We start from the raw sequence: 23,642 nt of genomic DNA on the forward strand, positions 1-23,642 counted from the left end.
TTTTATTGTCTTAACTCAGCGAAAACTAAAACGTTTTAGTGAAGATCAGGAACAACCCCCACCTGCGGCATCTCTGCCAAACCAATATCACGCGCGTGTTGCTCAAAGCCTTTGTTCTTCCAGAAGAAGGCCCCTGGCATTGTAGTTGGTATCACCAACACGTAGAACAAGGCACGACCGGCTAACAGTGCAAGCACCATAGCAAGCGAAGTTAATGCAGCAACAGTGACTGACATTGCGTTATCACCACCAAAAATAGCAATACCAGCCATGATCAGTGCACCGGCGCCAATCAATAGATTTCGTAGAAGATAGGTTTTACCAAAGGTCGTCCACTGGATGTAATGCGCTGCCGCACCTTCACCACTTTCGGTGTTCAAGTACTTCGCATGCGCTACCAAACCAATACCTTCAGCAATCAAACCAATAGCAGAGAAGGCCGCCAACATTGGCAACATGGTCGCTACCGACTCACCGGCAATCAGCATCGCCGGGATCACGAACGCACCCAACAATACCGCACCTAAGCTGAACATGGTGCCGAAGAACGACGTCAGTACCTGCCAGTGATTCCAGAACGGACGCGCTTCAATACGATAAATGCAGTGCATGAAGTACAAACCGATCAGGCCAGTCACAATGGCAAAGACACCAAAGCCATTAGCAATCAAATCAACCACGCCAAGCTCCAACCACACATTGACCAGCTTGAAGAAGGTAAAACCTGATAAGCCCGCCAGGAACATGGCAATGCCTAAGGCTTCCCGACTCAACGGCGAGGTTTGCAAGTTGTTAAAGCCTCGATAGAAACGCAGTGGTTTACCAAGATGCAAGGTCGACAATACAAGTACCAACACCTGCAAACCAACCATGCTGAACAACAATGGGAAGTAAACCGCGCTTTGCTCAACCGCTTCGATGGCATCCACACCTAACATGGAACCTAGGAACAACATCAAGAATGCACCAAGAATTGCTTGTGTCGTTAGCGTGAAGATCACCAACGGATTCTCACGAGAACTCAAACGACCCAAGTTCCAGAAACGATCCTTACCGGCTTTCTCATCCACCACAGAACGGAACGAACCATCGTCTTCTTTACGGTATTTAATCGGCATAGAGTCGGTACGACCCATTTCGTTCGGCATAGAACGGGTTTGCTGGAAACGAATGTTTGGCTGAGTGATCGATGGATCAGGGAAACCAGGAATCTGGGTTTTGATCTGCTCACGATTTTCTGGCGTATTTTCGATCACACCAAAATTCAGAGCATTCCCCAAACAAGCGGAAACACACGCAGGTTTCAGACCGACTTCGAGGCGATCCACACACATATTACATTTGGAAACGCGACCTTTGATCGGGTCTAACTGCGGCGCATTATACGGGCACACCCAAGTACAATAACCACAACCGAAGCAGGTTTCCGGGTCCTGCAACACCGCACCGTATTCTGAATGCTTGGTGTAAGCTTTAGTTGGGCAGCCTTTCAAACACACTGGATTATCACAGTGGTTACACGCCATTGAGATGTTGAGGCGTTTGAAGTCCGGGTACGAGCCCCCTTCCACATAACCCACCGAACGGAAGGCAATGTGCGCCGGGTTATCATTTTTCTCACTACACGCCGCTTCACAGGCATGACAGCCGATACAGTTATCCGCCGTAAAGTGGAAACCGTGTTGTTTATTACGATTCGGGTTACACCCCACTTCCGGGTTGCCGTTAATAAACATGGAGTTGCCTTCGCCACCAGTACTGTGGGTGATGTCCAGCAAGTTAATCTTTTCACCATAACGGTTCACATCCTGAACCGCAGGGTCTTTCAATTTTGCATACTCTTGCTCGCCAGGGCGAGGTTGGAAAATCGGACGCGCAGTGTCGTCCAAATCAGAGTTATCGGTTCCGATCTGATCAAGACGATCGCGAACTTTATACCAAGCATTCATCAACATATTCTGTCACTCCTCTTAAAACGCGCGTCGTTCTGCATTCAATTCAGCCGCTAATTGCTGATCGACCTTCTCAATACGCACCGCGCATTGTTTAAAGGCAGGTTGACGGGAGTGTGGGTCTAACAGACCTAATGACACACGGTTAACACAATCGTGGAAGTGGAATGGAATAAACACCATGTTGCGCGGTACACGCTGAGTGGTTTGCACCATCACTACCGCATCGCCACGTCGACTGACGATACGCACATACGATTGGTGCTGAATACCCAATTCCGCCGCCGCATCCGGGTTCATTTCCATGTAAGGCGTTGGGCTGAACTTGTTTAAGTTACCCAACTTACCGGTACGAGTACGAGTGTGGAAATGTTCAACCACACGCCCGGAGTTCATCCAGAATGGGTATTCGTCGTCCGGCACTTCGTTGTTATTAATGAAAGGCAACGGGATCAGGTTCGCTTTGCCATCCGGCGTTTGGAAAACACCGTCGGTATAAAGACGTGAGTTCCCTTTTACGCCTGAACCGGCTGTATCACCAGATGCTTCCAGCTCATTTTCACGGAACGGCCACTGAATACCACGCGATTTCTCAATCAAGTCATGGCTCATGCCGGAAATATCCAAGGTACGTTTATCGCCTTTGGACAATTGCTTCATTTCTTCGAATGCTCCCGAAGGTGTCTCAGGGAAATGAATCTTCTGGCCGTTCGGGAAACGTTTGGCCAATTCTTTGAAGATCCAGAAGTCAGGTTTTGAATCACCTTTCGGCTTAGTCACCTGACGTACAATATTGACTCGGCGTTCGGTATTAGTGAAACAACCTTCCTTTTCAGCCCATACCGCCGCAGGTAGGTACATGTGCGCGTAATGAGTCGTTTCCACATCCGCGTAGGCATCCTGAATCACCAGGAAGTCGAGTTTCTCTAACGTCTTACGAATACGTGCGGTGTTAGGCATCGAAGTCATTGGGTTAGTCGCTACCAACCATAAGCCTTTGATTTGTCCGGTTTCGATGGCAGGGAAAATATCGGTTTCGGTTAGACCGCGTTTTTTCGGGAAGAACTCTTCATCAATGCCCCAGAAATCGGCAATTTCTTTACGATGCTCGGGTTTTTCCAGCGCACGATAACCGGGCAGACCGGAACACGAAGACCACTCACGCGTCCCCATGGCATTACATTGACCGGTGATAGACAACGACGTACCGCCCGGCTTACCGATGTTCCCCGTGATCAGGTTCAGGCTGTTGATGCCTACGACACCGTCTGAGCCGTGAGTACTTTGGTTAATGCCCATGGTCCAGATCGACATTGCAGCACCGGCATTCGCATACAAGCGCGCCACGTTGCGAATGGTATCTTCGTCAATGCCACAGATTTTAGAGGCCGTAATCGGATCGTAATCCTTCACACAGGCTTCAACCTCTTCAATGCCCTTGGTGTGCGCATTGATGTAGTCGCGATCTTCCAGGCCTTCGTCCAGAATCACGTGCATTAAACTGTTCAGCAGCACCAAATCCGTGCCCGGTGTAATCGGAAGGTGCATATCGGCAAATTGAGCCAACATGGTCACACGCGGGTCAACTACGATCAGCGGAAATTTGCGCTTTTCCAGTGCTTCTTTTAAACGCCAATAAATAATCGGATGCTGCTCTGGCAGGTTCGAGCCCCAGGCAATCAAACACTCGGTATGTTCAAAGTCTTCGTAACATCCTGGTGGGCCATCGGAACCAAACGAACGCTTATAACCGGATACTGCCGACGCCATACACAGCGTGGTATTACCATCGTAGTTGTTGGAACCGATACAACCGCGAGCCAATTTACCCAAAGTATAGAATTCTTCTGTTAACAGCTGACCGGTCGAGATAATGGCAAAACTGTCTTTACCATAGGTGCTTTGAATGCGCTGAATTTCAGAGCCCATGTGATCAAGCGCGGTATCCCAATCGGTTTCTTGAAACTCGTCTTCATAGGGTCTTTGACGCATTAATGGTTTATTGCCCCGGCCTGGTGCTTCAAACAATTCATGCTCGAAAATACCCTTAATGCACAACTTGCCTCGGTTCACATCGGCGTCAGCCACCCCTTGAGTTGCAACGGCGTTGCCTTCTTTATCCAAACCAACGTGAATCGAACAACCGGTGGAACAATAACCACACGTTGTGTATTTCCACTCGGCTACCTTTTTATCGGCAATACGAATGGGGTTTCTGTCTTTACGACCAAAAAGCATGTTTCGCTCTCCTCACCACACCTCGCACCACAACAAAGCAACCTGATATCAATACTCCCTTTATCGCACCAGATTCATGCAGCACCAAGATGTAACTTATTGTTTTATATAAGCTTTAATTTTTCACTACCATTAATTAGCAAGAACCAAACCAGAATACCCATGCAAACTTTAGGTTTACTTAATTCAGCGCACCAATTTCTCTCACCCACAAAAAAGGCCGGTTCAAAAACCGGCCTTCCCAGAGCAATACACTGTAAGACTTAGCTCACGCTGATCATTTGTACCTGACCATGCTCATCAATTTCCGCGATCTCACCTTTAGGCTCTTTCATCAAGAACAAGGTTACAAAACCAAGTACCGCCGTCGCCGCGATCACCAAGAAGAAGGTTTGATAACTCACCATCGAAAGAACTGTTAGATAGAACACTGCACCGACGTTACCGTAAGCACCTGTCATACCAGCAATCTGACCTGTCAAACGACGCTTGATCAAAGGTACGGCTGCGAATACTGCCCCTTCACCCGCTTGCACAAAGAATGAACACGCCATCGCTGCAATAATCGCAACAACTAACGGCCAGCTTGAATCAATCATCGCCATGGTTAGATAACCAACCGCCAAACCAGCCGTTAAGATAAGCAGTGTTTTCTTACGACCGAATTTATCTGAAATCAAACCACCACCAGGACGAGACATTAGGTTCATAAAGGCATAAGCAGACGCCACCAAACCAGCCTGAACCATAGATAACTCGAAGGTTTCAGCAAAGAACAATGGCAACATAGAAATCACTGCCAGCTCAGAACCAAAGGTTGCAAAGTACAGGATGTTCAATACCGCCACTTGTTTGAACTCATAACGATGAATCTCAGGTACTTCTTCTTTAAAGATGTTTTTATTAATGCTGTAGGCTTTATAGCTGTCATAAACATAAAGTACTGCCAAACCAACGTAGATCAGGTTAGCGGCCAATTCAGAAAGCATTGAAACGCCATTTGGTGACAACTTCCAAGTCAACAACGCCAAGGCTGCATACATAGGAATCTTCATAATTAATAGCAATACAAAGTCACCTTTCGAGGTCACTTCCATACCACCGTTGTTCTTAGGCTTGAAATAGGTAGAACCTTTTGGTGTATCGGTAACGTTCTTGTACCAGATGAAGCTGAAGACTAAAGAAAGCAGACCCGTGATACCAATTGCATATCTCCAACCGTCTTCACCACCAAACAACAAAGCAATCGCCGGTAGACTCATCGCACCGGCTGCCGAACCGAAGTTACCCCAACCGCCGTAGATACCTTCCGCAGTACCCAGTTGTTTTGCAGGGAACCACTCAGACACCATACGAATACCAACTACAAAACCAGCACCCACGAAACCAAGAAGGAAACGCGCAATGGCCGCTTGTTCGAAGGTGTCCGCCAAAGCAAACATGAAGCAAGGAATACTGCCTAGGAACAAGATAGAAGAGTAAACGATACGAGGACCGTATTTGTCCGTCAGCATACCAATGATGACACGAGCAGGAATGGTCAAAGCCACGTTAAGAATCAGTAATGTCTTAAACTGAGCTGTGGTTAGTCCCAACGATTCAGAGATCACACCACCTAATGGCGCGTGGTTAAACCACACATAGAAAGTAAGGAAGAAGGCAATCCAACTCATGTGGAGGATTTTCATCTTCCCACTAAAGGAAAAGAGGTTGAATTTATCAGAAGTACTCATGGCAGAGGTCCTTGCTAAAATTAGAAATCGGATACCCGGAAATAGCAAGGCAAGTACCACCCAAAGAATTCATCAATAATTTCAATTAGTTAGAGATATAATTTTCTTATTTTCGATTCGTTCCACAAAAAAGATGCACTATTCCTAATCTCAAACAACAATTTGGTGCACGATAGCGTGCACCAAAAACTACACCGTCACCCCACTTTGGTTAGAACGCATCAAAAGGCGCGATGGATTGCGCATAGAGCATCAACTCTTCGAGCAAAAACTGCGCATCCGCTCTATCTTGGAACTCTACATGTGCCTTATTAAGAAGCTCTGGGTAATTAGCTAAGCAACGCGGTGCACCATAACCTTCTTCCATCAAGGCTCGGTATTTATGCTGCTCCCATTTCATGCGCTCTTCATCTGATAAGGCATCAGGGAAGCTTCGCGCTCTGCACCGAAACAGTAACTCTGGGCAACGGACATCCTGAAAGCTAAACGACGTAGGGTCGAGCTGTTCAATATCAGAGCGTCCAATGTAATCCATAGCCTCTTTATCACGACGGGGAAAGAAACCACTGTAGATCATACGATCCACATCAGTTTCTTCACTGCCTTCAAAAGCAAAGGCTTGCTGAATGATTGGTAGTAAATGCGTTTTGGACTGCCACTTTTTCCAATGCTGTCGACAGAGATTCAAATCATGCCCCCATTTCTCTGCAAGCTCACTTGTCATCATCTTCGCTGCCACCACCATTGGCGATTTATTGGCATGGATGGTTTTAAACGGAATACGTGGTGTTTCACCTAACTCTTGTTGCGAGGTAAACACGCGGCGTTGAATCTCTTCCACCGACAAGCCTTCCAGCTGATCAGGGTCAAACGACAAATCAATAGAGTGAATTGCATTGGCATTAGTCTGATCGGCACACAATGGCAGCACCAACGCCATACAACCACGCTCTGCACCAAACATGGAGGAGATATGCAGCACAGGCTTATTCGACCCCACCGCCAGAGCATCAAAGACCGTCTGCTTACTTCTGAGTGAGAATGCGTAATCGAATAATTTAGGCACCCTGTCTTTAATTAACTTGGCCATCGCGATGGTGGCGTAGACGTCTGATAACGCATCGTGCGCGTTTTCGTGCACAATACCGTTCGCTACAGTTAACTCTTCCAGTCGAAAACTGGTGGTTCCGTCTTCTTTCTTAGGCCACTCTATGCCTTCAGGACGCAACGCATGGGTTAAACGCACCACATCGATCAAATCCCAACGGCTGTTACCGTTCTTGTATTCGCGAGCATAAGGGTCGATAAAATTTCGGTAGAACAGGTTACGGGTAAACTCATCATCAAAACGAATCGAGTTATAGCCTAAGACGCAAGTGCCCGGTTCACTGAAACGATCATGAACTCGTCGTGCAAACTCCACTTCCGACAGCCCTTCACGATTAGCCTGCTGCGGCGTAATGCCTGTAACAAGACAAGCAATCGGATCAGGCAGATAGTCTTCCGCCTGACGACAGTAGAACATATCCGGTTCACCGATGATGTTTAAATCGGCATCGGTACGAATCCCCGCAAATTGAGAAATACGATCCACCCGAGCATCGGCACCAAAGGTTTCATAGTCATACCAATAAAAGGTGCCTTGATAACTCATACTTGCTCCACACAAAATAAAAAGAAGGGATAAGAAAATTCACGATTTAGGATAAATGGAAGCCAAATGGTAGGGAGACTGCCAGATAAGGTCAATTCAGAAACGAAAAAAGGCGCGACTTATTCAGCAGCGCCTTTCTCAATTCAACAGCACAATTCAACCGTTCGACTAAACCGTGCGATTAAACAAACAGTTTTGCCAACTCGTCACCCGGGTTTTCAGCACGCATAAAGGCTTCACCCACTAAGAAGGCATTCACCTGATGCGCACGCATGTCTGCTACATCGGCTGTGGTATGAATACCACTTTCTGTCACCACAATACGGTTATCAGGAATACGATCCAACAACTGATAGGTGTTGTCTAATGACACGTCAAAAGTGTGCAGATTACGGTTGTTGATGCCCACCAGCGGGTTATCCACCGTCAGAGCTACATCCAGCTCTTCACCATCGTGCACTTCGATCAACACATCCATGCCTAATTCATGGCTCAAACCAGTCAGATCGGCCAATTGCTGTTGAGACAAACACGCCACGATCAACAACACACAATCAGCACCAATGCTCTTAGCTTCGTAGATCTGATACTCATCCACCAAGAAATCTTTACGAATTGCAGGTAATGAACACGCCGCACGCGCTTGTTTCAAATAGTCTTCATGACCTTGGAAGAAATCCGCATCGGTCAGTACCGACATACACGCCGCACCACCTTGCTCGTAGCTTTTAGCGATCTCCGCAGGTACGAAATTTTCACGCAGCACACCTTTGCTCGGCGACGCTTTCTTGATCTCGGCAATCACGGCCGATTGGCCCTGATCCAGCTTGGTTTGAATGGCTTTCACAAAGCCACGTGCAGGCGCGATGTCCTGAGACATGGCTTTCAGATCTGCCAAAGAGACTGCCTTGGAGCGTTCAGCTATTTCTTCACGCTTACGATCCACAATTTTGGTCAGAATGGTAGGAGTGTTCATAGATCTCACTTATTTCAAAGATGTCCTAGGCCAAAGCTTCGGTGAAGCTTGCCAGTTCAATCATTTTTTCTTTGGCCAGGCCACTGTAAATAGCGTCTTGTGCCATTTCAACGCCATTTTTAAGGTTGGCCGCTAGCCCTGCTGCATAAATAGCAGCCCCCGCATTAAGTGCAATGATGTCAGCCGCCTTTTGGCCCGCTTCCGTTTCACGCTTACCTAATGCGTCGTTAATTAGCGCTAAGCTCTCTTGTGCCGAATCGACGGACAACCCAATCAAAGTCTGACTTTCAATGCCACACTCTTCCGGTGTGATTTCGTATTCGGTAATGTCACCATTATTAAGCTCAGCCACGAAGCTCTTACTCGCCAATGAGATTTCATCCAAGCCATCATCCGAGTGAACCACCAGCACATGGTCACTGCCCAGGTTCTTAAGCACTTCGGCCAGCGGACGACACAAGGCTTTGTTAAATACGCCGATCACTTGATTCTTCACACCCGCCGGGTTGGTCAGAGGACCTAACATATTGAAGATGGTCCGCATCTTCATTTCTTTACGAGGGCCAATGGCATGCTTCATCGCACCGTGATGGGCCGGCGCAAACATGAAGCCAACACCGATTTCTTCCACCGCACGTGCTACTTGTTCTGAATCCAGTTGTAGGTTTACGCCCGCCGCTTCCAACAAGTCGGCACTGCCCGTCTTACTGGAGACACTACGATTACCATGCTTCGCCACCGTACCACCAGCCGCAGCCACTACAAACGCAGAAGCGGTCGACACGTTAAACAGGTTGGCACCATCACCACCGGTACCACAGGTATCGACTACATGCTCGCCTGTCACTTTGACACCTGAGGCCAATTGACGCATGACCATTGCTGCGCCGGTAATTTCTTCGATGGTTTCGCCTTTCATGCGAAGCCCCATCAATAGCGCACCGATTTGGGCAGGCGTAGCTTCACCGGTCATTACCTGGGTCATCACCGACTGCATCTCTTCGGTGGATAAATCAATTCGATCTACAACTTTGGATAACGCTTGTTGAATGTCCATGTCTTTCCCTTCTAGCGAGCCTTACTCAGCTTCTATTCTCAAACCTTTGTTCTCAAACCTTTGTTCTCAAAAGTCTGACGTTCAGTGATTAGTGCGTTTCAAAAAGTTTCTAAGCATATCGTGACCATGCTGAGTCAAGATCGACTCAGGGTGGAACTGCACACCTTCAATCGACAACGTCTTATGACGTACGCCCATGATTTCGTCCATGCTGCCGTCCGTGTTTTCAGTCCACGCGGTAATTTCCAAGCAATCAGGAATGGTGTGTTTATCAATCACCAACGAATGGTAACGCGTGGCATTGAAGTCTTGCTCTAGGCCTTCAAAGACACCGCTGTCCAAATGACGAATCGGAGACGTCTTACCGTGCATCACTTCTCCGGCACGAATAACATCGCCACCAAACGCCTGACCAATACTTTGATGACCAAGACAAATACCAAGAATCGGGAGCTTTCCTGCGAAGTGTTTAATGGCTTCTACTGAGATGCCCGCTTCATTTGGGGTACATGGACCAGGTGAAACTACCAGATGATCCGGTTTCATGGCTTCAATTTCTTCGATGGTGATTTCATCGTTACGAAAAACTCGTACATCCGCGCCCAGCTCACCTAGGTACTGAACCACGTTGTAAGTGAAGGAGTCGTAATTATCAATCATGACTAGCATGAGCATGTCCTGCCTTAAATTCTGTATCGAGGCTAAACCTAGCCAAATACAGCACTATCGAATGGACAGTGCTGTTAAACCCAATTCTAAACGAGACCTTTGGTGGCCATCTCAACCGCTTTAAAGACCGCTCGCCCTTTATTCATGGTTTCTTTCCATTCAAGACGAGGAACAGAGTCGGCCACCACACCAGCACCGGCTTGGATATAAAGCGTTTTGTCTTTAATCACAGCGGTACGAATGGCGATAGCGGTGTCCATATTATCCTGCCATGAGACATAGCCCACAGCACCGCCATAGATACCGCGTTTCACAGGCTCTAATTCATCAATGATTTCCATTGCACGAATTTTCGGTGCACCACTCAATGTGCCCGCCGGCAAGGTCGCACGAAGAACATCCATGGCACTCATGCCGTCTTTTAGTTGTCCGGTGACGTTCGATACAATGTGCATTACATGAGAATAACGCTCAACTACCATCTGGTCGGTCACTTTGACGGTGCCAATTTCTGCAATACGACCGGCATCGTTACGACCTAAATCGATCAGCATCAAGTGCTCAGCAATCTCTTTTGGATCATCGAGTAACTCTTGCTCTAGTGCCAGATCTTCTTCTTCGGTATGACCACGACGACGCGTACCCGCAATTGGGCGTACCGTCACTTCACCATGATCAACTCGCGCCAGAATTTCAGGCGACGAGCCCACAATATGGAATTCTCCCAAATTCAGGAAGTACATATAAGGAGAAGGGTTCAGACAACGCAATGCGCGGTAAAGATTCATTGGCTCGGCTTCAAACGGAATCGACATACGTTGTGCGATCACCGTCTGCATCACATCACCGGCCAGGATGTATTCTTTAATCTTCTCGACCGATGCCATGAAATCGTCTTGTTCAAAGCGCGGTTTAAAGTCGCTCTCTTCGATGTCATTGCCTGGCGCATTGTCCGCTGACAAACGATTACGAATTTTTGTAGGCAGTGGTTTGCGAAGCTTTTCGGTCAACTCATCCAAGCGGGCTTGGGCTTGTTCGAAGGAATCTGCGTCAGAAGGATCGGCATGAACGATTAGCTGCAGCTTGCCTTTCAAATTATCGAAGACAACTAATTCATCAGACACCATTAATAGAATGTCCGGCGTATTCAAATCATCTTCAGGTACGGAATCTTTCAAACGCTTTTCAATAAAGCGAACCGTGTCGTAACCGAAGTAGCCCACCAGACCACCGTGGAATCGAGGTAACGCCTCAAGCTCTGGCACTTTATAGCGCTCACGAAACTCTTCAACAAAATCCAGAGGATCTTCTTTGATGAAAGACTCTGTCACCTTACCCTGTTCAATGATGTCAATGTTCGAGCCGGAAACCTTAAGCAAGGTTTTTGAAGGCAAGCCAATAATTGAGTAGCGTCCCCACTTCTCACCGCCTTGTACCGATTCAAAGAGGTAAGAGTAAGCTCCTTCAGCCAACTTAAGATAAGTTGACAGCGGAGTATCGAAATCGGCTGTGATCTCACGATACACAGGAACCCGATTATAGCCCTCACGGGCAAACGCTAAGAATTCTTGCTTGTCCATTATCTACTCAATTATGGGTTTCAATTAGTGCTAAATTAGTGTGTTTGTGTCAGTCCATCAGGACTGACAATGTCCAGGTATTATCAAAGCCAATCTGATAATCAAGACAGGTAAAAGATTAAACGAGCGCAGAAGACTGAGAGTAAAGGTTTACTAACCTGTCTTGCAACTCTTTTAGTGAATCGCATAGCCAATTCGGCGCTTCCACCGAAATCGGGCGACCATGATTATAACCGTAGGTTAATCCGACCACCGGACAGCCAGCCGCTTTTGCCGCTTCAACATCAGAGGCTGAGTCGCCGACCATCCAACAGTCAGTAATATCTACGTTGAGAGTTTTGGCCGCATGCAACAGAGGCAATGCCGACGGTTTTTTCTCCGCCAGGGTATCGCCGCCAATAATCGCACCGAAATGAGAAGCCAAGTCTAAGCCGTTCAACAGCATGTGCGTGTAGTGTTCTGGTTTATTGGTAATTAACGCGATAGGAAGTGCTTGCTCATTGCAATAGCTCAACAGTTCGCGCACACCAGGATACAAACCACTCGGAGTTTCACAGGCTTCATTATAAGCGCGATCGAACACTTGTTTCGCTTTCGGGTAGATGTCCGACATTTCAGACAGATTCAATTTAGCATCCACCAAAGCGCGTTCAATCAGCTTTTGCAGACCATTGCCAACCCAGGTAACAATCTTTTCAATTCCGACCTTTGGATAACCAAGAGCCTCTAACATTTCGCCGATGGCGTAGGTCAGATCAGATGCACTGTCGAGCAGTGTACCATCAAGATCAAATAAAATAGCGCTCGGTAAGCGCGTTGGAAGGTCGTTTGATACGCTCGTCATGTTACGCTTCTTTTGTTCCAGCCTTAGCCAATTCAGATCGCATTTCGTCGATGACGGTTTTGTAATCATCAGCACCAAAGATTGCTGAACCTGCGACGAAGGTATCGGCACCGGCCGCCGCAATCTCACGAATGTTCTGGGTATTTACACCACCGTCGATTTCAAGACGAATGTCCAAACCAGAGGCATCGATCTTGGCACGCGCTTCACGCAGTTTATCCAAGGTGCCAGGGATGAATTTCTGACCGCCAAAACCTGGGTTCACTGACATCAACAACACCATATCAAGTTTATCCATCACATAATCCATGTGATGCAAAGGCGTTGCCGGGTTGAACACTAAACCGGCTTTACAACCCGCACTCTTAATCAGCTGCAAAGAGCGGTCGATGTGCTCAGAACCTTCAGGGTGGAAAGTAATGTAAGACGCACCCGCTTCAAGGAAATCACCAATGATGCGATCCACCGGCTTAACCATCAGGTGCACATCAATCGGTGCGGTAACACCGTAATCGCGCAACGCCTTACATACCATAGGGCCAATGGTCAGGTTAGGTACATAGTGGTTATCCATCACATCAAAGTGGACAATATCTGCCCCTGCCTCTAGAACAGCATCCACATCTTGCCCCAAGCGAGCAAAATCGGCAGATAGAATTGATGGTGCGATCTTAAATGACTTCATGAATTAACCTCAATGGCGTTGGCTGTGCAATAAGCTCAGCATTCTACCCCAGCCGACATTAGCTTTCAGCTCAAAAGATGCGTTAGAAACTAATAAAAACGGCTCGATTCTTGTATAAACTCTAAATATTTATCAGAACGTCAAAAACCCGTTATGACCAAAACAAACTTTTCTACCCGTCATCAAACATTCACAGGAAGACTAAGCATTCTTGAGGCAAAATTGTCTAAAGAAATGCTTGGCAAGATATTCCTCTTTACTTTGTTTCTTGCTTTGGGAATAAGTTCTCCCCTGTATGCAGAAGAGGGTTCCGAGTCATCTACCGAAACCACCGCATCGGAAGAAACATCAGGTGAAGACACGGCGACTGAAGAATCGTCCGACGACAGCGACGAACAACAAAAACCAAAAGTCACGTTAACGACCAAAGATTGGAGTGAGATCAAACGACCTCGCCCATCTTCTGATCGAACCAAGATTGATCTCTTACTCAAAGAAGTCGATGACCGTGAAGTCCTGAAACTGCAGGCAGGCGACGAAGAATTCATTGGGCTCTTTCTGGAATACAACACCGCCCAACCGCTCGGTGCGGTCTTGATCCTTCATGATGAAGACTCTCATCCAGACAACAACCGTCTGATTGCGCCGCTTCGCAAATATCTACCGGATTACGGTTGGAATACCTTAGCCATCGCAATTCCTGAAGCCGACACGACCCCATTACCGGAACGTAAGTGGCCTAAGTATCCTGCAGATTTCACACTGAACCCGCCGGAGGCTGATGAAGAGGCAGATGAATCTGACACTGAAGCCAACGAAAACGAAGCTAACGAGAACAAAGAAAGCACCGACTCAGCGGACACCGGTTCTGACACTTCAACAGAAGACAGTGCAACATCAGAAGCTGGAACCGATGATTCTGCTGAAACAGCCAGTAAGGATTCAGAAGATGATAAACCAAGCGCTCAAGAAATCACCATGCAACGCATTGGCAGCGCTGTTCAGGAGTTAATCAACCGAGGCCAATTGAACATTGTCATCATTGGCCAAGGCATTGGCGCAAGCTGGGCGGTCAGTTATTTGGAATCCTCATCCGAACAGCAAATGTTTACGCTTGTGATGATCAACCCCAAACTACCGACCACTGAAACGGACAAGGACTTCATCAATACCCGTCTCGGGGAATTTGGAAATTTGCCGATCTTAGACATCGTTAGTCAATCGAATGAGCTTCCCAAACGCCAAGCCAAAGAGCGTTCAAACATTGCTCGCCGAAAACAATTACCGGCATTTCAGCAACTCTTTACTCGTCCGGTCAACGATCCTTGGACAGAGCATCATAGAATTGTAAAACGGGTCAGAGGCTGGTTGGCTCAGAACGCCCCCGGCGAAGAACAACCTATTCAGTAGCACTCGATTCCGTAATTAAGCGAGTGAGCTGACATCTGACCACTTACTTTCTAACGGCTGTGATGGCTTCGTAAGCTTTTTGAATCAACTGAGTCTGCTCGGTGGCAGTTTCAATCATTTGTTCGGTCGCCCCTTGGCTCATCAGCTTGTCCGGATGATGCTCGGACATAGCTCGGCGGTACGCCTGTTTAAGTTCTTGCTTGGAACAATTGGGCGGCACCTCCAACAGCGCATACGCGGATTCTAAATCCAAACCAGAGGCGTCACTTGGTTTAGCTTGAGACGTTCGTGCCTGAATACGACGGAGAATGTTGCCAGCCAATTGCTCGGAAAAACCCAGCTGACGAGCGATCATAATAAAAGGCCGTCTTCGTGCGGTGTCCATACCACCATCAGCAATCACAATGCGCGCCTGAATCTCTAAAAACACCTTGATCAAACTGCGATGCCGACGTGACACAGAGGCTAATGGATTTAATATGCTATCGAGATTGAATTCCGGATGCTTACCGGCGTTAAACAAGCGGATGGCCTCTTGTCGACCACCGCTGTCAAAATGAAAGGAATCAAAAATCTCCTCCGCCGTCGCAATTTCCTGTTCGCTGACACGACCGTCGGCTTTCGCTAGATACCCCATCATCAAGAAAGTCGATTGATGCAATAAATGCTGAAAGGCTTCATGGTCTTTGGACAGGTACTTACGATGACGCAAGATAGGGTCGGAACGACGCTCTAACCACACGCCAAACAGATAGCCAGACAAGGATAATAAGATCAACGCGGCTGTATTGAGAGCATTGCCCAGCAAAGCACCGACCAATAGCCCCAACCACTTAGCCATGAACAGCATCCAATGTCAGAGCAGTGTCGAGTTCTCTTAATCGCTCTGGCGTTCCCACATCCAACCAATAGCCGTCGTAGACCGAAGCTCGTAATAAGGATTGATCCGCCCATTGCCGTAAGAAAGGTCCAAGCGCTCCTGAATGTTTGGATAAAGACTTAAACAATGAAGGATGAAAGATACTGACACCACTGTAGGTGTAGCTCAATGAACTTGGCGCTTCAAAACCAGACTCATTTAAACCAGGTACTTTTAAACAAAGCTCATTTAACGACTTATTCTGCAAATACCCTTGCTCAGACACTGAGAAATCCCCCTCAGGGTTGTGATCAGGGTTCTGAACCAACACCAACTCACCCAGTGGATTTGCAGATGTAGTTGGTTCATCAGTTGTCAGCTGACGGGCTTTCTCGACCAATACCTGATAATCCAAATCAATCCAAACATCGCCGTTGATTAGAATAAACGCATCCTTTCCCAACAGAGCTGACGCATTAACAATGCCACCGGCCGTTTCCAACGGTTCCGCACCCTCATTAATGACGTCAATGATTAATCCATCGTCCGAGCGCTGAGAAAAGTACTCGTCTATTTTCTCTGCCAAATACGAAGCATTGATCACCACACGATGAACACCCGCCGCTTTTAACTTTTGCAAATGCCACTCAATCAGAGGTTGACCCGATACCGACAACAAAGGTTTGGGACAATGATCAGTCAAAGGGCGCATACGCGTTCCCTTGCCTGCGGCAAGTATCATGGCGACCGGTGCCATATCAGAACCGTTTGATTGTTCGTTCATGAATTAACCTAAACAGAGTTGCTACATATTACTCAGCAAACATCATTTTTCTAAAAATACCGTCAACGCAGGTATCAGCTTAGTTTCCCACAATGTTAACCAGCCCGATGGCAAAGCGTCTGTATGTGTTTGGTGAATTTCGTTAATGTGCGAAATCACCATAGGCAAATCCCCCAGATAGCCAGTTTTACCGTCTCTTAATGCCAAACGACAAAAAATTCCGAGCACTTTGATCAAACGCTGCATCGCGGTCATCGCAACCCAGCACTGAAACGCTTGTTCAGAGACAGAGATCAACCCTTCTGACGTCAGTAGCTTGTAATAATCGACCGCCACCGTCTGCTTAGTTTGTTGAGGAAACTGCCAATAGGCATCGTAAATCAACGAGATTAGGTCATAACAAATCGGGCCTTTCACCATATCCTGAAAATCAATCACCCCAATGTCGTTATCGGTGAGCATCAAATTTCTCGAATGAAAATCACGATGTACCCAAACCCAAGGTTGCTCAGCAAAGGCTTGCTCGAAACCATCGGCCAAAGCTTGTAAATAGGTTTGTTCTTGATCACTTAGTGTCAATCCTAAGGCTTTGCCAATACACCACTCAGTAAACAATCCGAAGTCCCGATTTAACAAGCTCTCGTCATAACTGGCCAGACTGCCTCTAACACGACCACCAGCAGAATCATCGTCTATTAGTAACTCATCGGAAATTTGCGACAAGCGCAATAGGTCATTCAGCACCCGATGTAACACGCTGTAAGACTGGCTGTGCGCGTTCATCTGGTAAACATCAATTAATAGGGTATTGCCAAGATCAGACAACAACATCAACCCCAGTTCATCATCGAATGCAAACACCAAGGGGGCCATGACCCCTACATGTTCTAAGGCCGAAGAAACCCGACGAAAGCGGGCATTACTGTCCAAATCCAGGCTTTTACACAGAATGAAACTCCGACCAGACAGCTTCACCCGAAAATACTGTCGAGCACTGGCATCACCGGTAAGCGCTTCAACTTCTGGAGTACCTTTCACCGACAAGCACGCGAGGCTTTCTTCCAGCCACAGCTGCTCTTGCTCATTGATGCTCTGATGGCGGGTCATGAGAAATCCTCACTCATTAACTGATGGCCAAGATGAAAAATTCGCGCTGAATACATATTTATTTGGACGATTATGCGTAGGATGAATTGGAGCTGACCTGAATTCAGTATAGAATCCCAAGCCATAAAAATTTCAATACTGGTAATCACCTAACCTTATCACTCTTTATATGAAGATACGAACCCACCGTCAGCCATCCAATGAACTGGCTACGCAACAAGGTAACACTTCAGTTAAACACGTCCAGCCAACGGCCTCATTAGTACGATCAAGGTTAGTGCCAGCACTGTTTATTCGCTCAATAATTGGCGGAGTCATTATGGGGGGAGCCGTTGCGGCCACAGCCCAAACCGATAACGCTAATAACACCGGTGAGACAGCTAAAACACCTAATTTTTGCGAACTGTCACCAGAGATAACCTCAACGGATTACGGTGAGATATTAAATTACACCGATAAACTCGGATGGGTAAAAAAAGCCGACTTACCTGCAGAACTGCAAGCAAAAGCCTCACCGCGTTGTGACGGGTTTTATGTAGAACGCAATCAAAACATCGAACACAACACCGAAGCGCCGGTGAGTATCGAAGCGGATCAAGTGTTGGGTTCTTCTCAAGCACAAACCAGCCGCTTCGATGGCAACGTAGTAATTACTCAGCAGAAGAGTCAAAGTCTGTCAGGCTCCGCCTGTTATGATAAGTTAAACAACCAGGCCAGTCTTTTTGGTGATGTGCTGATCAGTCATTCCGGTGTGCGCATGCTTGGCGACCAAGCCATGGTCGATCTGACCAAAGACAAAGGACAGCTCGACAATGCGCTGTTTGCCGTGGCAGATGCCCATTTACGGGGCCAATCCAACACTCTGAATTTTGATTTTCTCGGCGACACTCAATACGTGGAGATGGACGAAGGCTATATCACCTTCTGCGAACCTTCGAGCGATGCTTGGAAAATGCATGCCGAAGACATCGAGCTCGATTTTGCAGAAGGCTGGGGTGAAGCGTCTCACATTCAACTTAAGATCCAAGATGTACCCGTATTCTATATCCCCTGGATGAATTTCCCGCTGGATGATCGACGTAAAACAGGTTTCCTATACCCATCTTTCCAGTTGAAATCGGGTGAAAGTTCTCTGTCTACGCCGTTTTACATCAATTTAGCCCCTAACTACGATGCTACCTTAACGCCAAGGTACTTTGAAAATCGTGGCGAAATGCTGGAAGGCGAATTCCGTTATCTCAACGAATGGGGCATAAACCGCTTCAGTGGTGGGTTTCTTAGTAGCGATGACGATTACCCATCGGAAGATGATCGTCAACTTTCAGGAGAGCCAGCTGGCGAAGATCGCTGGTCGTTCCATTACGATCACTTAGGTAAAATCAACGATTGGAAAACCGAAGTTAACTTCAATCGAGTCAGTGATGACGACTACATATCGGACTTTGGTGGCCTACTGAAACGATCCACAGACGGAACCGTAGATCAAACCGCAAAAGCCAGCTGGGCTGGTGAAAATATTTCGATCAGTACACAGCTGCGCAGTTATCAAATTACCGATAAAGACGAAGTTGATTCCGATCAATATAAAACCCTTCCGGATCTCGCCATTTCCGGCCTATGGACAGACTTCGGTGCTTGGCGTCCGTCGCTGTTCCTCCAAACTTCCTACTTTGATCGTGTTGGAGCCGAAGAAGACTTAAACGCAATCGAACACGCAACGTCTGTTAGTTCGGCCATGAGAGGGGCGACTGAACTCACGCTAGATTACGACTTACGCAAAACCTGGGGCTTCTTAACGCCAGGTGTGTCAGTGTATGCCAGCCAATACAAATTAAACGGCTACGACGAACAAAACTTTGAATCCTCTGCAGGTTACACACTGCCGTCAGCACACGTTACTGGTGGTTTGTTCTTCGAACGTTCCACCTCTTTGTTTGGACAAGGCTTCTTGCAAACGCTGGAACCTCAGGTGATGTATGCCTACATTCCTTACGAGAACCAAGACGACATCCCTATTTTTGATGCCAAAGTCGCTGACTTAAGCTTTAACCAATTGTTTAAACCAAATCGCTTTACCGGCAGTGACCGTGTGGGGGATACCTCGCAGGTCAGCCTCGGCGTAACGTCTCGCCTGATCGATGACAATGGCAATCAAACGCTGCAAGCGCGTGCCGGCACCATCGTCTATTTGAAAGACCGCAAAGTAGATCTCACCAATAACCACGATGAAGTCAAAACCAATACCGATAACGACTACGACATGTCTAATTATGTGGGCGAAATCCGTTACAGCCCGTTTAGTCGTTGGTCTTATCAATTTGACTTTGAATGGAGCGATCGCCTTAATCAAACCGAGCGCAGTAGCCACGGTATTCTCTATCGTCAAGACAAAGATCATGTAGCGACACTTCGTTACAACGAGAAAAAGGACGGCTTGGCGAACCGGGAAGAATTTTTGGAATTTTCCACCGGATGGCAGGTCACACCTTTCTGGAGCCTTTTCCATCGTTGGGAGTACGACCTGACGTTGGATCGCACCTCGGACATCATGAACGGTGTTGAATACAATACCTGCTGCTGGAGAGCGTCGGTGGTTTATCGTAACTACTACACAGGCGACAAAGAAGTGATAGAAAAGAATGGTGTAACCGAGCTACGTGACGAGTTCGATAACGGCATCTTCTTTATGTTTGAATTGAAAGGTTTAGCAGGCACAGGCAGCTCCACCGAAGATCTGCTTCAAGAATTAATCGAAGGTATTAACCAACGGACCATTTATGACTATTAAGCTCAATCACTCTATTCACCAGACACACCAAGACATCACATCTGGGGAAAAAAGCTCAGGGTTAAAAACGTTGGCTCAGACCGTTTCTGCCTTTGCGTTTTCAATGGCAATCCTGACATCAGGATTAACTCTTTCCAATGACAGCTATGCCGCCAAGCAACCCTTGGATCGTGTAGCCGCACAAATCAACAATGACATCATCATGGAAAGCGAAGTGATTGATCGTATTGATTTGGTGAAAGTTCAAATTTTGGATTCTGGCCGCCCTCTTCCTCCGGAACACGTTCTAACCCAGCAGGTCATGGATCAACTGGTGGTTGAAGAACTTCAGCTACAAATGGCGCAACGAGCCGGAATTCGAATCAGCGATCAAGAGCTAAACCAATCTGTTGCTAATATCGCCAAAAAAAGCGGTATGACCCTTGAACAGTTTAAAGGCGCACTTGAAGCGGAAGGGACCAGCTATGCCAATGCTCGTGAGCAAATTAAGCGTGAAATGATTGTCAGCCGTATTCGTCAAAATCTGGTGAATCGTCGAATTAAAATTACCGATCAGGAAGTTCAGGCGTTTCTGGGCTCCGATGAAGGCAAAGAGAAAATTGCACCTGAATACAAGATTGCACATATCACCATTCCCGTATCAGCCAGCGCTTCGCCTGAAGCCGTTGCTGACGCTCACAAAAAAGCACAAGCCGTCATTAAGTTCTGGCGCCAAAAAGCTACTAGCTTTGAGACCCTAGCTGCAAAATTCCCGGACTACCGTTCAGGTACTATCGGTTGGGCAAAGATTCAGAACATCCCAAGTCTTTTCGCCGAAACCATTTCCACCATGAAAAAAGGCGAATTGAGTGACGTGATTAAGAGTGACATCGGTTATCACGTTTTGAAGCTTGAAGATAAGCAAGGTGGTGACGACTTCATCATTGAGAAGACTCACGTTCGTCATATCCTGATCAAACCAAACATCATTCGTGATTCCAGCCAAGCGAAGCAAATTGCTGACGATCTCTATCAAAAACTGATGGACGGTGCTGACTTTGCCAATCTTGCCCGAACTCATACCGACGATACCGGCTCAGCAGTCAATGGCGGTGACTTAGGTTGGATGAGCGGTGAAGAGCTGGTGCCCAGCTTTGCCAAAACCATGCACAACACCAAAATTGATGAGATCAGCAAACCGTTTGAAAGCCAGTTTGGCTGGCACATTCTGCAAGTGCTTGAACGTAAGAGCGAAAACATGGCCTCTCAATACCAGAAAGCCATCGCCAAGAATTTTATAAGAAAACGTAAGTTCCAAGACGAACTGGAAAACTGGCTTCAGGAACTGAAAGACGAAGCCTACATCGACGTCAAGCTGTAATCGTTATCGGATAAGAGAAACGCTCAAGAGGTCGTTACCGTGATTAAACTGGCTATCACCACCGGAGAACCTGCTGGCATCGGCCCAGAGCTCTCAGCGCAACTGCCATTTGAGCAGCTTTTTCACCAATACCCGGATCTCCATCTCACCCTGATCGGAGATCAGGCTTGGTTAGAACAGCAAGCTAAAGTGCCGCTGACCACCTTTGAACAGCGCTTATCCATTCATCATGTGCCGCTGACAGAAGCTGCCACTCATGGCCAACTGAACACCAAAAACGCACAATACGTATTGGATACTCTGACTCATGCCGCCAAGGGCTGTATGAATGACGTCTACCAAGGCATGGTCACCGCACCAGTTCAGAAAAGTGTGATCAATGATGCCGGCATTCCGTTTTCAGGCCATACCGAGTTTCTAGAAGAACTCACGGGGGCTAAGAAAGTGGTCATGATGCTGGCCACGCAAGGTCTTAAAGTGGCCTTAGTAACCACCCACTTACCCTTGAGAGACGTTGCCGACAGCATTACACCTTCGCTGCTGACAGAAATCATTCACGTCACCCATCAGGATTTACAGGGTTATTTTGGTATCGAGAACCCCCATATTTATGTCTGTGGATTAAATCCACATGCCGGTGAAGGCGGACATTTAGGCATGGAAGAGATTGAAATTATCGAACCCACCCTGCACCAACTTCGAAGTGAAGGCATTCAGTTAACCGGGCCTTTACCTGCAGATACGCTATTCACGGACAAATACTTAAAACACGCCGATGCCGTGCTTGCAATGTATCATGATCAAGGCCTACCGGTGCTGAAGTACAAAGGCTTTGGTAATGCCGCAAACATTACACTAGGCTTACCTATCATCCGTACCTCAGTAGATCACGGGACAGCATTGGATTTGGCCGGAAAAGGCATTGCTGATCAAGGCAGTCTCTTAACAGCCATCGATTACGGTTATAAAATGGCGGCAGCCAGAGCAAAACGTCAACGCGCTTAAATCTACCAGCATAGATCCACACATTTATGGGATACTGATTTGAGCTTTGCGGCTCATGCGTTTGTTCACTCTTTTAGATTCTTCGTTAGGACACTTCATGTCATCAGATTCTCAACACCGCGCCAAAAAACGCTTTGGCCAAAACTTCCTTCATGATCACCGTATCATTGATAACATTTTGGCGGCCGTATCCGCCAAACCCGGCGACAATGTGGTTGAAATCGGCCCAGGACAAGGGGCCATCACCGAAGGAATTTTAAAAGCCACCGAAGGTCATCTGAATGTCGTGGAATTGGATCGCGATCTTATCCCCATCTTGTTGAGTAAGTTTAGCGTCTATCCCGGATTTAAGCTCAATCAAGGGGACGCTCTGGAATTCGACTTTTCTCAATTAACCGAAGACAAACCGATGAAAGTTGTGGGTAACCTTCCCTACAATATTTCAACGCCACTGATTTTCCACCTATTAAGCTATCACGACCGCATCACTGACATGCACTTTATGCTGCAAAAAGAAGTGGTGGATCGAATTGCAGCAGGCCCTCGTGAGAAAAACTATGGCCGCCTAAGTATCATGGTTCAGTATTATTGCCAGGTGGCGTCTTTATTTATTGTGAAACCGGGATGTTTCCACCCCGTCCCCAAGGTAGATTCTGCCGTGATTCGCCTCGTTCCTTACAAAGAATTACCACACCCGGCAAAAGACGTTAAACAGCTCGAAAACGTGGTTCGTCAGGCGTTCAGTCAACGACGTAAAACCTTAAGAAACACCCTAAAAGGCTTAATTACATCGGAACAACTCGAAGCCTTAGGCATTGACCCTGGCGCCAGACCGGAAACGCTTTCGGTTGCTGAGTACGTGGCGATCAGTGACGCACTGTCCTAATCACCAACATTATCAGTCAATGACACAGATACACTGCAATCAACGCTACGTGCAA

The 23,642-nt window shown here is 47.2% G+C and carries 18 protein-coding genes; 5 read left to right on the forward strand and 13 right to left on the reverse strand.

Annotated features, from left to right (window positions below; translation table 11 throughout):
- Positions 1 to 35: 35 nt before the first annotated feature.
- The 10 genes from ACFOEK_RS07075 to rpe form a co-directional block, all read right to left on the reverse strand.
- Positions 36 to 1,955, reverse strand: coding sequence for a DmsC/YnfH family molybdoenzyme membrane anchor subunit (locus ACFOEK_RS07075; protein ID WP_386718223.1), 1,920 nt, complete (start codon positions 1,953 to 1,955; stop codon positions 36 to 38).
- A 15-nt stretch (positions 1,956 to 1,970) separates the two neighbouring features.
- Positions 1,971 to 4,190 carry a molybdopterin oxidoreductase family protein gene (locus ACFOEK_RS07080; protein WP_386718226.1) on the reverse strand — a complete coding sequence of 740 codons (2,220 nt, stop codon included), beginning with the start codon at positions 4,188 to 4,190 and terminating at the stop codon, positions 1,971 to 1,973.
- 263 nt (positions 4,191 to 4,453) lie between these two features.
- Positions 4,454 to 5,923, reverse strand: coding sequence for a NarK family nitrate/nitrite MFS transporter (locus ACFOEK_RS07085; protein WP_386718229.1), 1,470 nt, complete (start codon positions 5,921 to 5,923; stop codon positions 4,454 to 4,456).
- Between the two features lie 211 nt (positions 5,924 to 6,134).
- Complete coding sequence (gene sbcB / locus ACFOEK_RS07090; protein ID WP_386718231.1) at positions 6,135 to 7,577, reverse strand: exodeoxyribonuclease I; 1,443 nt, start codon at positions 7,575 to 7,577, stop codon at positions 6,135 to 6,137.
- Between the two features lie 181 nt (positions 7,578 to 7,758).
- A complete protein-coding gene (trpC, locus tag ACFOEK_RS07095) occupies positions 7,759 to 8,553 on the reverse strand; it encodes an indole-3-glycerol phosphate synthase TrpC (protein ID WP_386718234.1) in 795 nt (264 codons plus the stop codon).
- Between the two features lie 25 nt (positions 8,554 to 8,578).
- The gene (gene trpD / locus ACFOEK_RS07100) at positions 8,579 to 9,610 is read right to left on the reverse strand and encodes an anthranilate phosphoribosyltransferase (protein ID WP_386718237.1); all 1,032 of its coding nucleotides are present in this window, start codon (positions 9,608 to 9,610) and stop codon (positions 8,579 to 8,581) included.
- An 81-nt stretch (positions 9,611 to 9,691) separates the two neighbouring features.
- The gene (locus tag ACFOEK_RS07105) at positions 9,692 to 10,279 is read right to left on the reverse strand and encodes an anthranilate synthase component II (RefSeq protein ID WP_386718240.1); all 588 of its coding nucleotides are present in this window, start codon (positions 10,277 to 10,279) and stop codon (positions 9,692 to 9,694) included.
- Positions 10,280 to 10,365: 86 nt separating this feature from the next.
- On the reverse strand, positions 10,366 to 11,859 hold the full coding sequence (gene trpE / locus ACFOEK_RS07110) for an anthranilate synthase component I (protein WP_386718243.1): 1,494 nt from the start codon (positions 11,857 to 11,859) through the stop codon (positions 10,366 to 10,368).
- A gap of 118 nt (positions 11,860 to 11,977) precedes the next feature.
- Positions 11,978 to 12,703 (reverse strand): phosphoglycolate phosphatase, encoded by a 726-nt coding sequence (locus ACFOEK_RS07115; protein ID WP_386718246.1) that lies wholly within the window; start codon positions 12,701 to 12,703, stop codon positions 11,978 to 11,980.
- Between the two features lies 1 nt (position 12,704).
- Positions 12,705 to 13,388: a ribulose-phosphate 3-epimerase gene (rpe, locus tag ACFOEK_RS07120; protein ID WP_386718249.1), complete on the reverse strand. Its 684-nt coding sequence runs from the start codon at positions 13,386 to 13,388 to the stop codon at positions 12,705 to 12,707.
- A gap of 153 nt (positions 13,389 to 13,541) precedes the next feature.
- On the opposite strand from rpe, the gene ACFOEK_RS07125 reads away from it, so the two are divergent.
- Complete coding sequence (locus ACFOEK_RS07125) at positions 13,542 to 14,798, forward strand: DUF3530 family protein (protein ID WP_386718252.1); 1,257 nt, start codon at positions 13,542 to 13,544, stop codon at positions 14,796 to 14,798.
- A gap of 43 nt (positions 14,799 to 14,841) precedes the next feature.
- On the opposite strand, the gene djlA is transcribed toward ACFOEK_RS07125, so the two are convergent.
- Genes djlA through ACFOEK_RS07140 form a run of 3 tightly spaced genes read right to left on the reverse strand, consistent with a single transcriptional unit; the run spans position 14,842 to position 17,548 of the window.
- Complete coding sequence (djlA, locus tag ACFOEK_RS07130; protein ID WP_386718255.1) at positions 14,842 to 15,639, reverse strand: co-chaperone DjlA; 798 nt, start codon at positions 15,637 to 15,639, stop codon at positions 14,842 to 14,844.
- The gene (locus ACFOEK_RS07135) at positions 15,632 to 16,441 is read right to left on the reverse strand and encodes a nucleotidyltransferase family protein (protein WP_386718258.1); all 810 of its coding nucleotides are present in this window, start codon (positions 16,439 to 16,441) and stop codon (positions 15,632 to 15,634) included. The genes djlA and ACFOEK_RS07135 overlap by 8 nt, the downstream gene beginning before the upstream one ends.
- Before the next feature lie 42 nt (positions 16,442 to 16,483).
- The gene (locus ACFOEK_RS07140; RefSeq protein ID WP_386718260.1) at positions 16,484 to 17,548 is read right to left on the reverse strand and encodes an aminoglycoside phosphotransferase family protein; all 1,065 of its coding nucleotides are present in this window, start codon (positions 17,546 to 17,548) and stop codon (positions 16,484 to 16,486) included.
- Positions 17,549 to 17,717: 169 nt separating this feature from the next.
- Here ACFOEK_RS07140 and ACFOEK_RS07145 point away from each other — a divergent pair, with 169 nt between their 5' ends.
- The 4 genes from ACFOEK_RS07145 to rsmA all read left to right on the forward strand — a co-directional run bounded on the left by ACFOEK_RS07145 (position 17,718) and on the right by rsmA (position 23,587).
- Positions 17,718 to 20,336: an LPS-assembly protein LptD gene (locus ACFOEK_RS07145; RefSeq protein WP_386718262.1), complete on the forward strand. Its 2,619-nt coding sequence runs from the start codon at positions 17,718 to 17,720 to the stop codon at positions 20,334 to 20,336.
- A complete protein-coding gene (locus ACFOEK_RS07150) occupies positions 20,326 to 21,696 on the forward strand; it encodes a peptidylprolyl isomerase (RefSeq protein ID WP_386718265.1) in 1,371 nt (456 codons plus the stop codon). The genes ACFOEK_RS07145 and ACFOEK_RS07150 overlap by 11 nt, the downstream gene beginning before the upstream one ends.
- 39 nt (positions 21,697 to 21,735) lie before the next feature.
- Complete coding sequence (gene pdxA, locus ACFOEK_RS07155) at positions 21,736 to 22,701, forward strand: 4-hydroxythreonine-4-phosphate dehydrogenase PdxA (RefSeq protein WP_386718268.1); 966 nt, start codon at positions 21,736 to 21,738, stop codon at positions 22,699 to 22,701.
- 97 nt (positions 22,702 to 22,798) lie between these two features.
- Positions 22,799 to 23,587, forward strand: a complete 789-nt coding sequence (gene rsmA, locus ACFOEK_RS07160) for a 16S rRNA (adenine(1518)-N(6)/adenine(1519)-N(6))-dimethyltransferase RsmA (protein WP_386718271.1) — start codon at positions 22,799 to 22,801, stop codon at positions 23,585 to 23,587.
- Positions 23,588 to 23,642: the final 55 nt, after the last annotated feature.

It is taken from the genome of Litoribrevibacter euphylliae (genome assembly GCF_042646085.1).
In the GTDB taxonomy this organism is placed as follows: domain Bacteria; phylum Pseudomonadota; class Gammaproteobacteria; order Pseudomonadales; family Litoribrevibacteraceae; genus Litoribrevibacter; species Litoribrevibacter euphylliae.

Coding starts and splice junctions, on each gene's coding strand:
- trpD (WP_386718237.1), bottom strand. CDS start 9,610: ATGGACATTCAACAAGCGTTATCCAAAGTTGTAGATCGAATTGATTTA.
- ACFOEK_RS07075 (WP_386718223.1), bottom strand. CDS start 1,955: ATGTTGATGAATGCTTGGTATAAAGTTCGCGATCGTCTTGATCAGATC.
- sbcB (WP_386718231.1), bottom strand. CDS start 7,577: ATGAGTTATCAAGGCACCTTTTATTGGTATGACTATGAAACCTTTGGT.
- ACFOEK_RS07145 (WP_386718262.1), top strand. CDS start 17,718: ATGAAGATACGAACCCACCGTCAGCCATCCAATGAACTGGCTACGCAA.
- ACFOEK_RS07115 (WP_386718246.1), bottom strand. CDS start 12,703: ATGACGAGCGTATCAAACGACCTTCCAACGCGCTTACCGAGCGCTATT.
- rpe (WP_386718249.1), bottom strand. CDS start 13,388: ATGAAGTCATTTAAGATCGCACCATCAATTCTATCTGCCGATTTTGCT.
- ACFOEK_RS07085 (WP_386718229.1), bottom strand. CDS start 5,923: ATGAGTACTTCTGATAAATTCAACCTCTTTTCCTTTAGTGGGAAGATG.
- rsmA (WP_386718271.1), top strand. CDS start 22,799: ATGTCATCAGATTCTCAACACCGCGCCAAAAAACGCTTTGGCCAAAAC.
- ACFOEK_RS07105 (WP_386718240.1), bottom strand. CDS start 10,279: ATGCTAGTCATGATTGATAATTACGACTCCTTCACTTACAACGTGGTT.
- trpC (WP_386718234.1), bottom strand. CDS start 8,553: ATGAACACTCCTACCATTCTGACCAAAATTGTGGATCGTAAGCGTGAA.
- djlA (WP_386718255.1), bottom strand. CDS start 15,639: ATGGCTAAGTGGTTGGGGCTATTGGTCGGTGCTTTGCTGGGCAATGCT.
- ACFOEK_RS07125 (WP_386718252.1), top strand. CDS start 13,542: ATGACCAAAACAAACTTTTCTACCCGTCATCAAACATTCACAGGAAGA.
- ACFOEK_RS07150 (WP_386718265.1), top strand. CDS start 20,326: ATGACTATTAAGCTCAATCACTCTATTCACCAGACACACCAAGACATC.
- trpE (WP_386718243.1), bottom strand. CDS start 11,859: ATGGACAAGCAAGAATTCTTAGCGTTTGCCCGTGAGGGCTATAATCGG.
- ACFOEK_RS07135 (WP_386718258.1), bottom strand. CDS start 16,441: ATGAACGAACAATCAAACGGTTCTGATATGGCACCGGTCGCCATGATA.
- ACFOEK_RS07140 (WP_386718260.1), bottom strand. CDS start 17,548: ATGACCCGCCATCAGAGCATCAATGAGCAAGAGCAGCTGTGGCTGGAA.
- ACFOEK_RS07080 (WP_386718226.1), bottom strand. CDS start 4,190: ATGCTTTTTGGTCGTAAAGACAGAAACCCCATTCGTATTGCCGATAAA.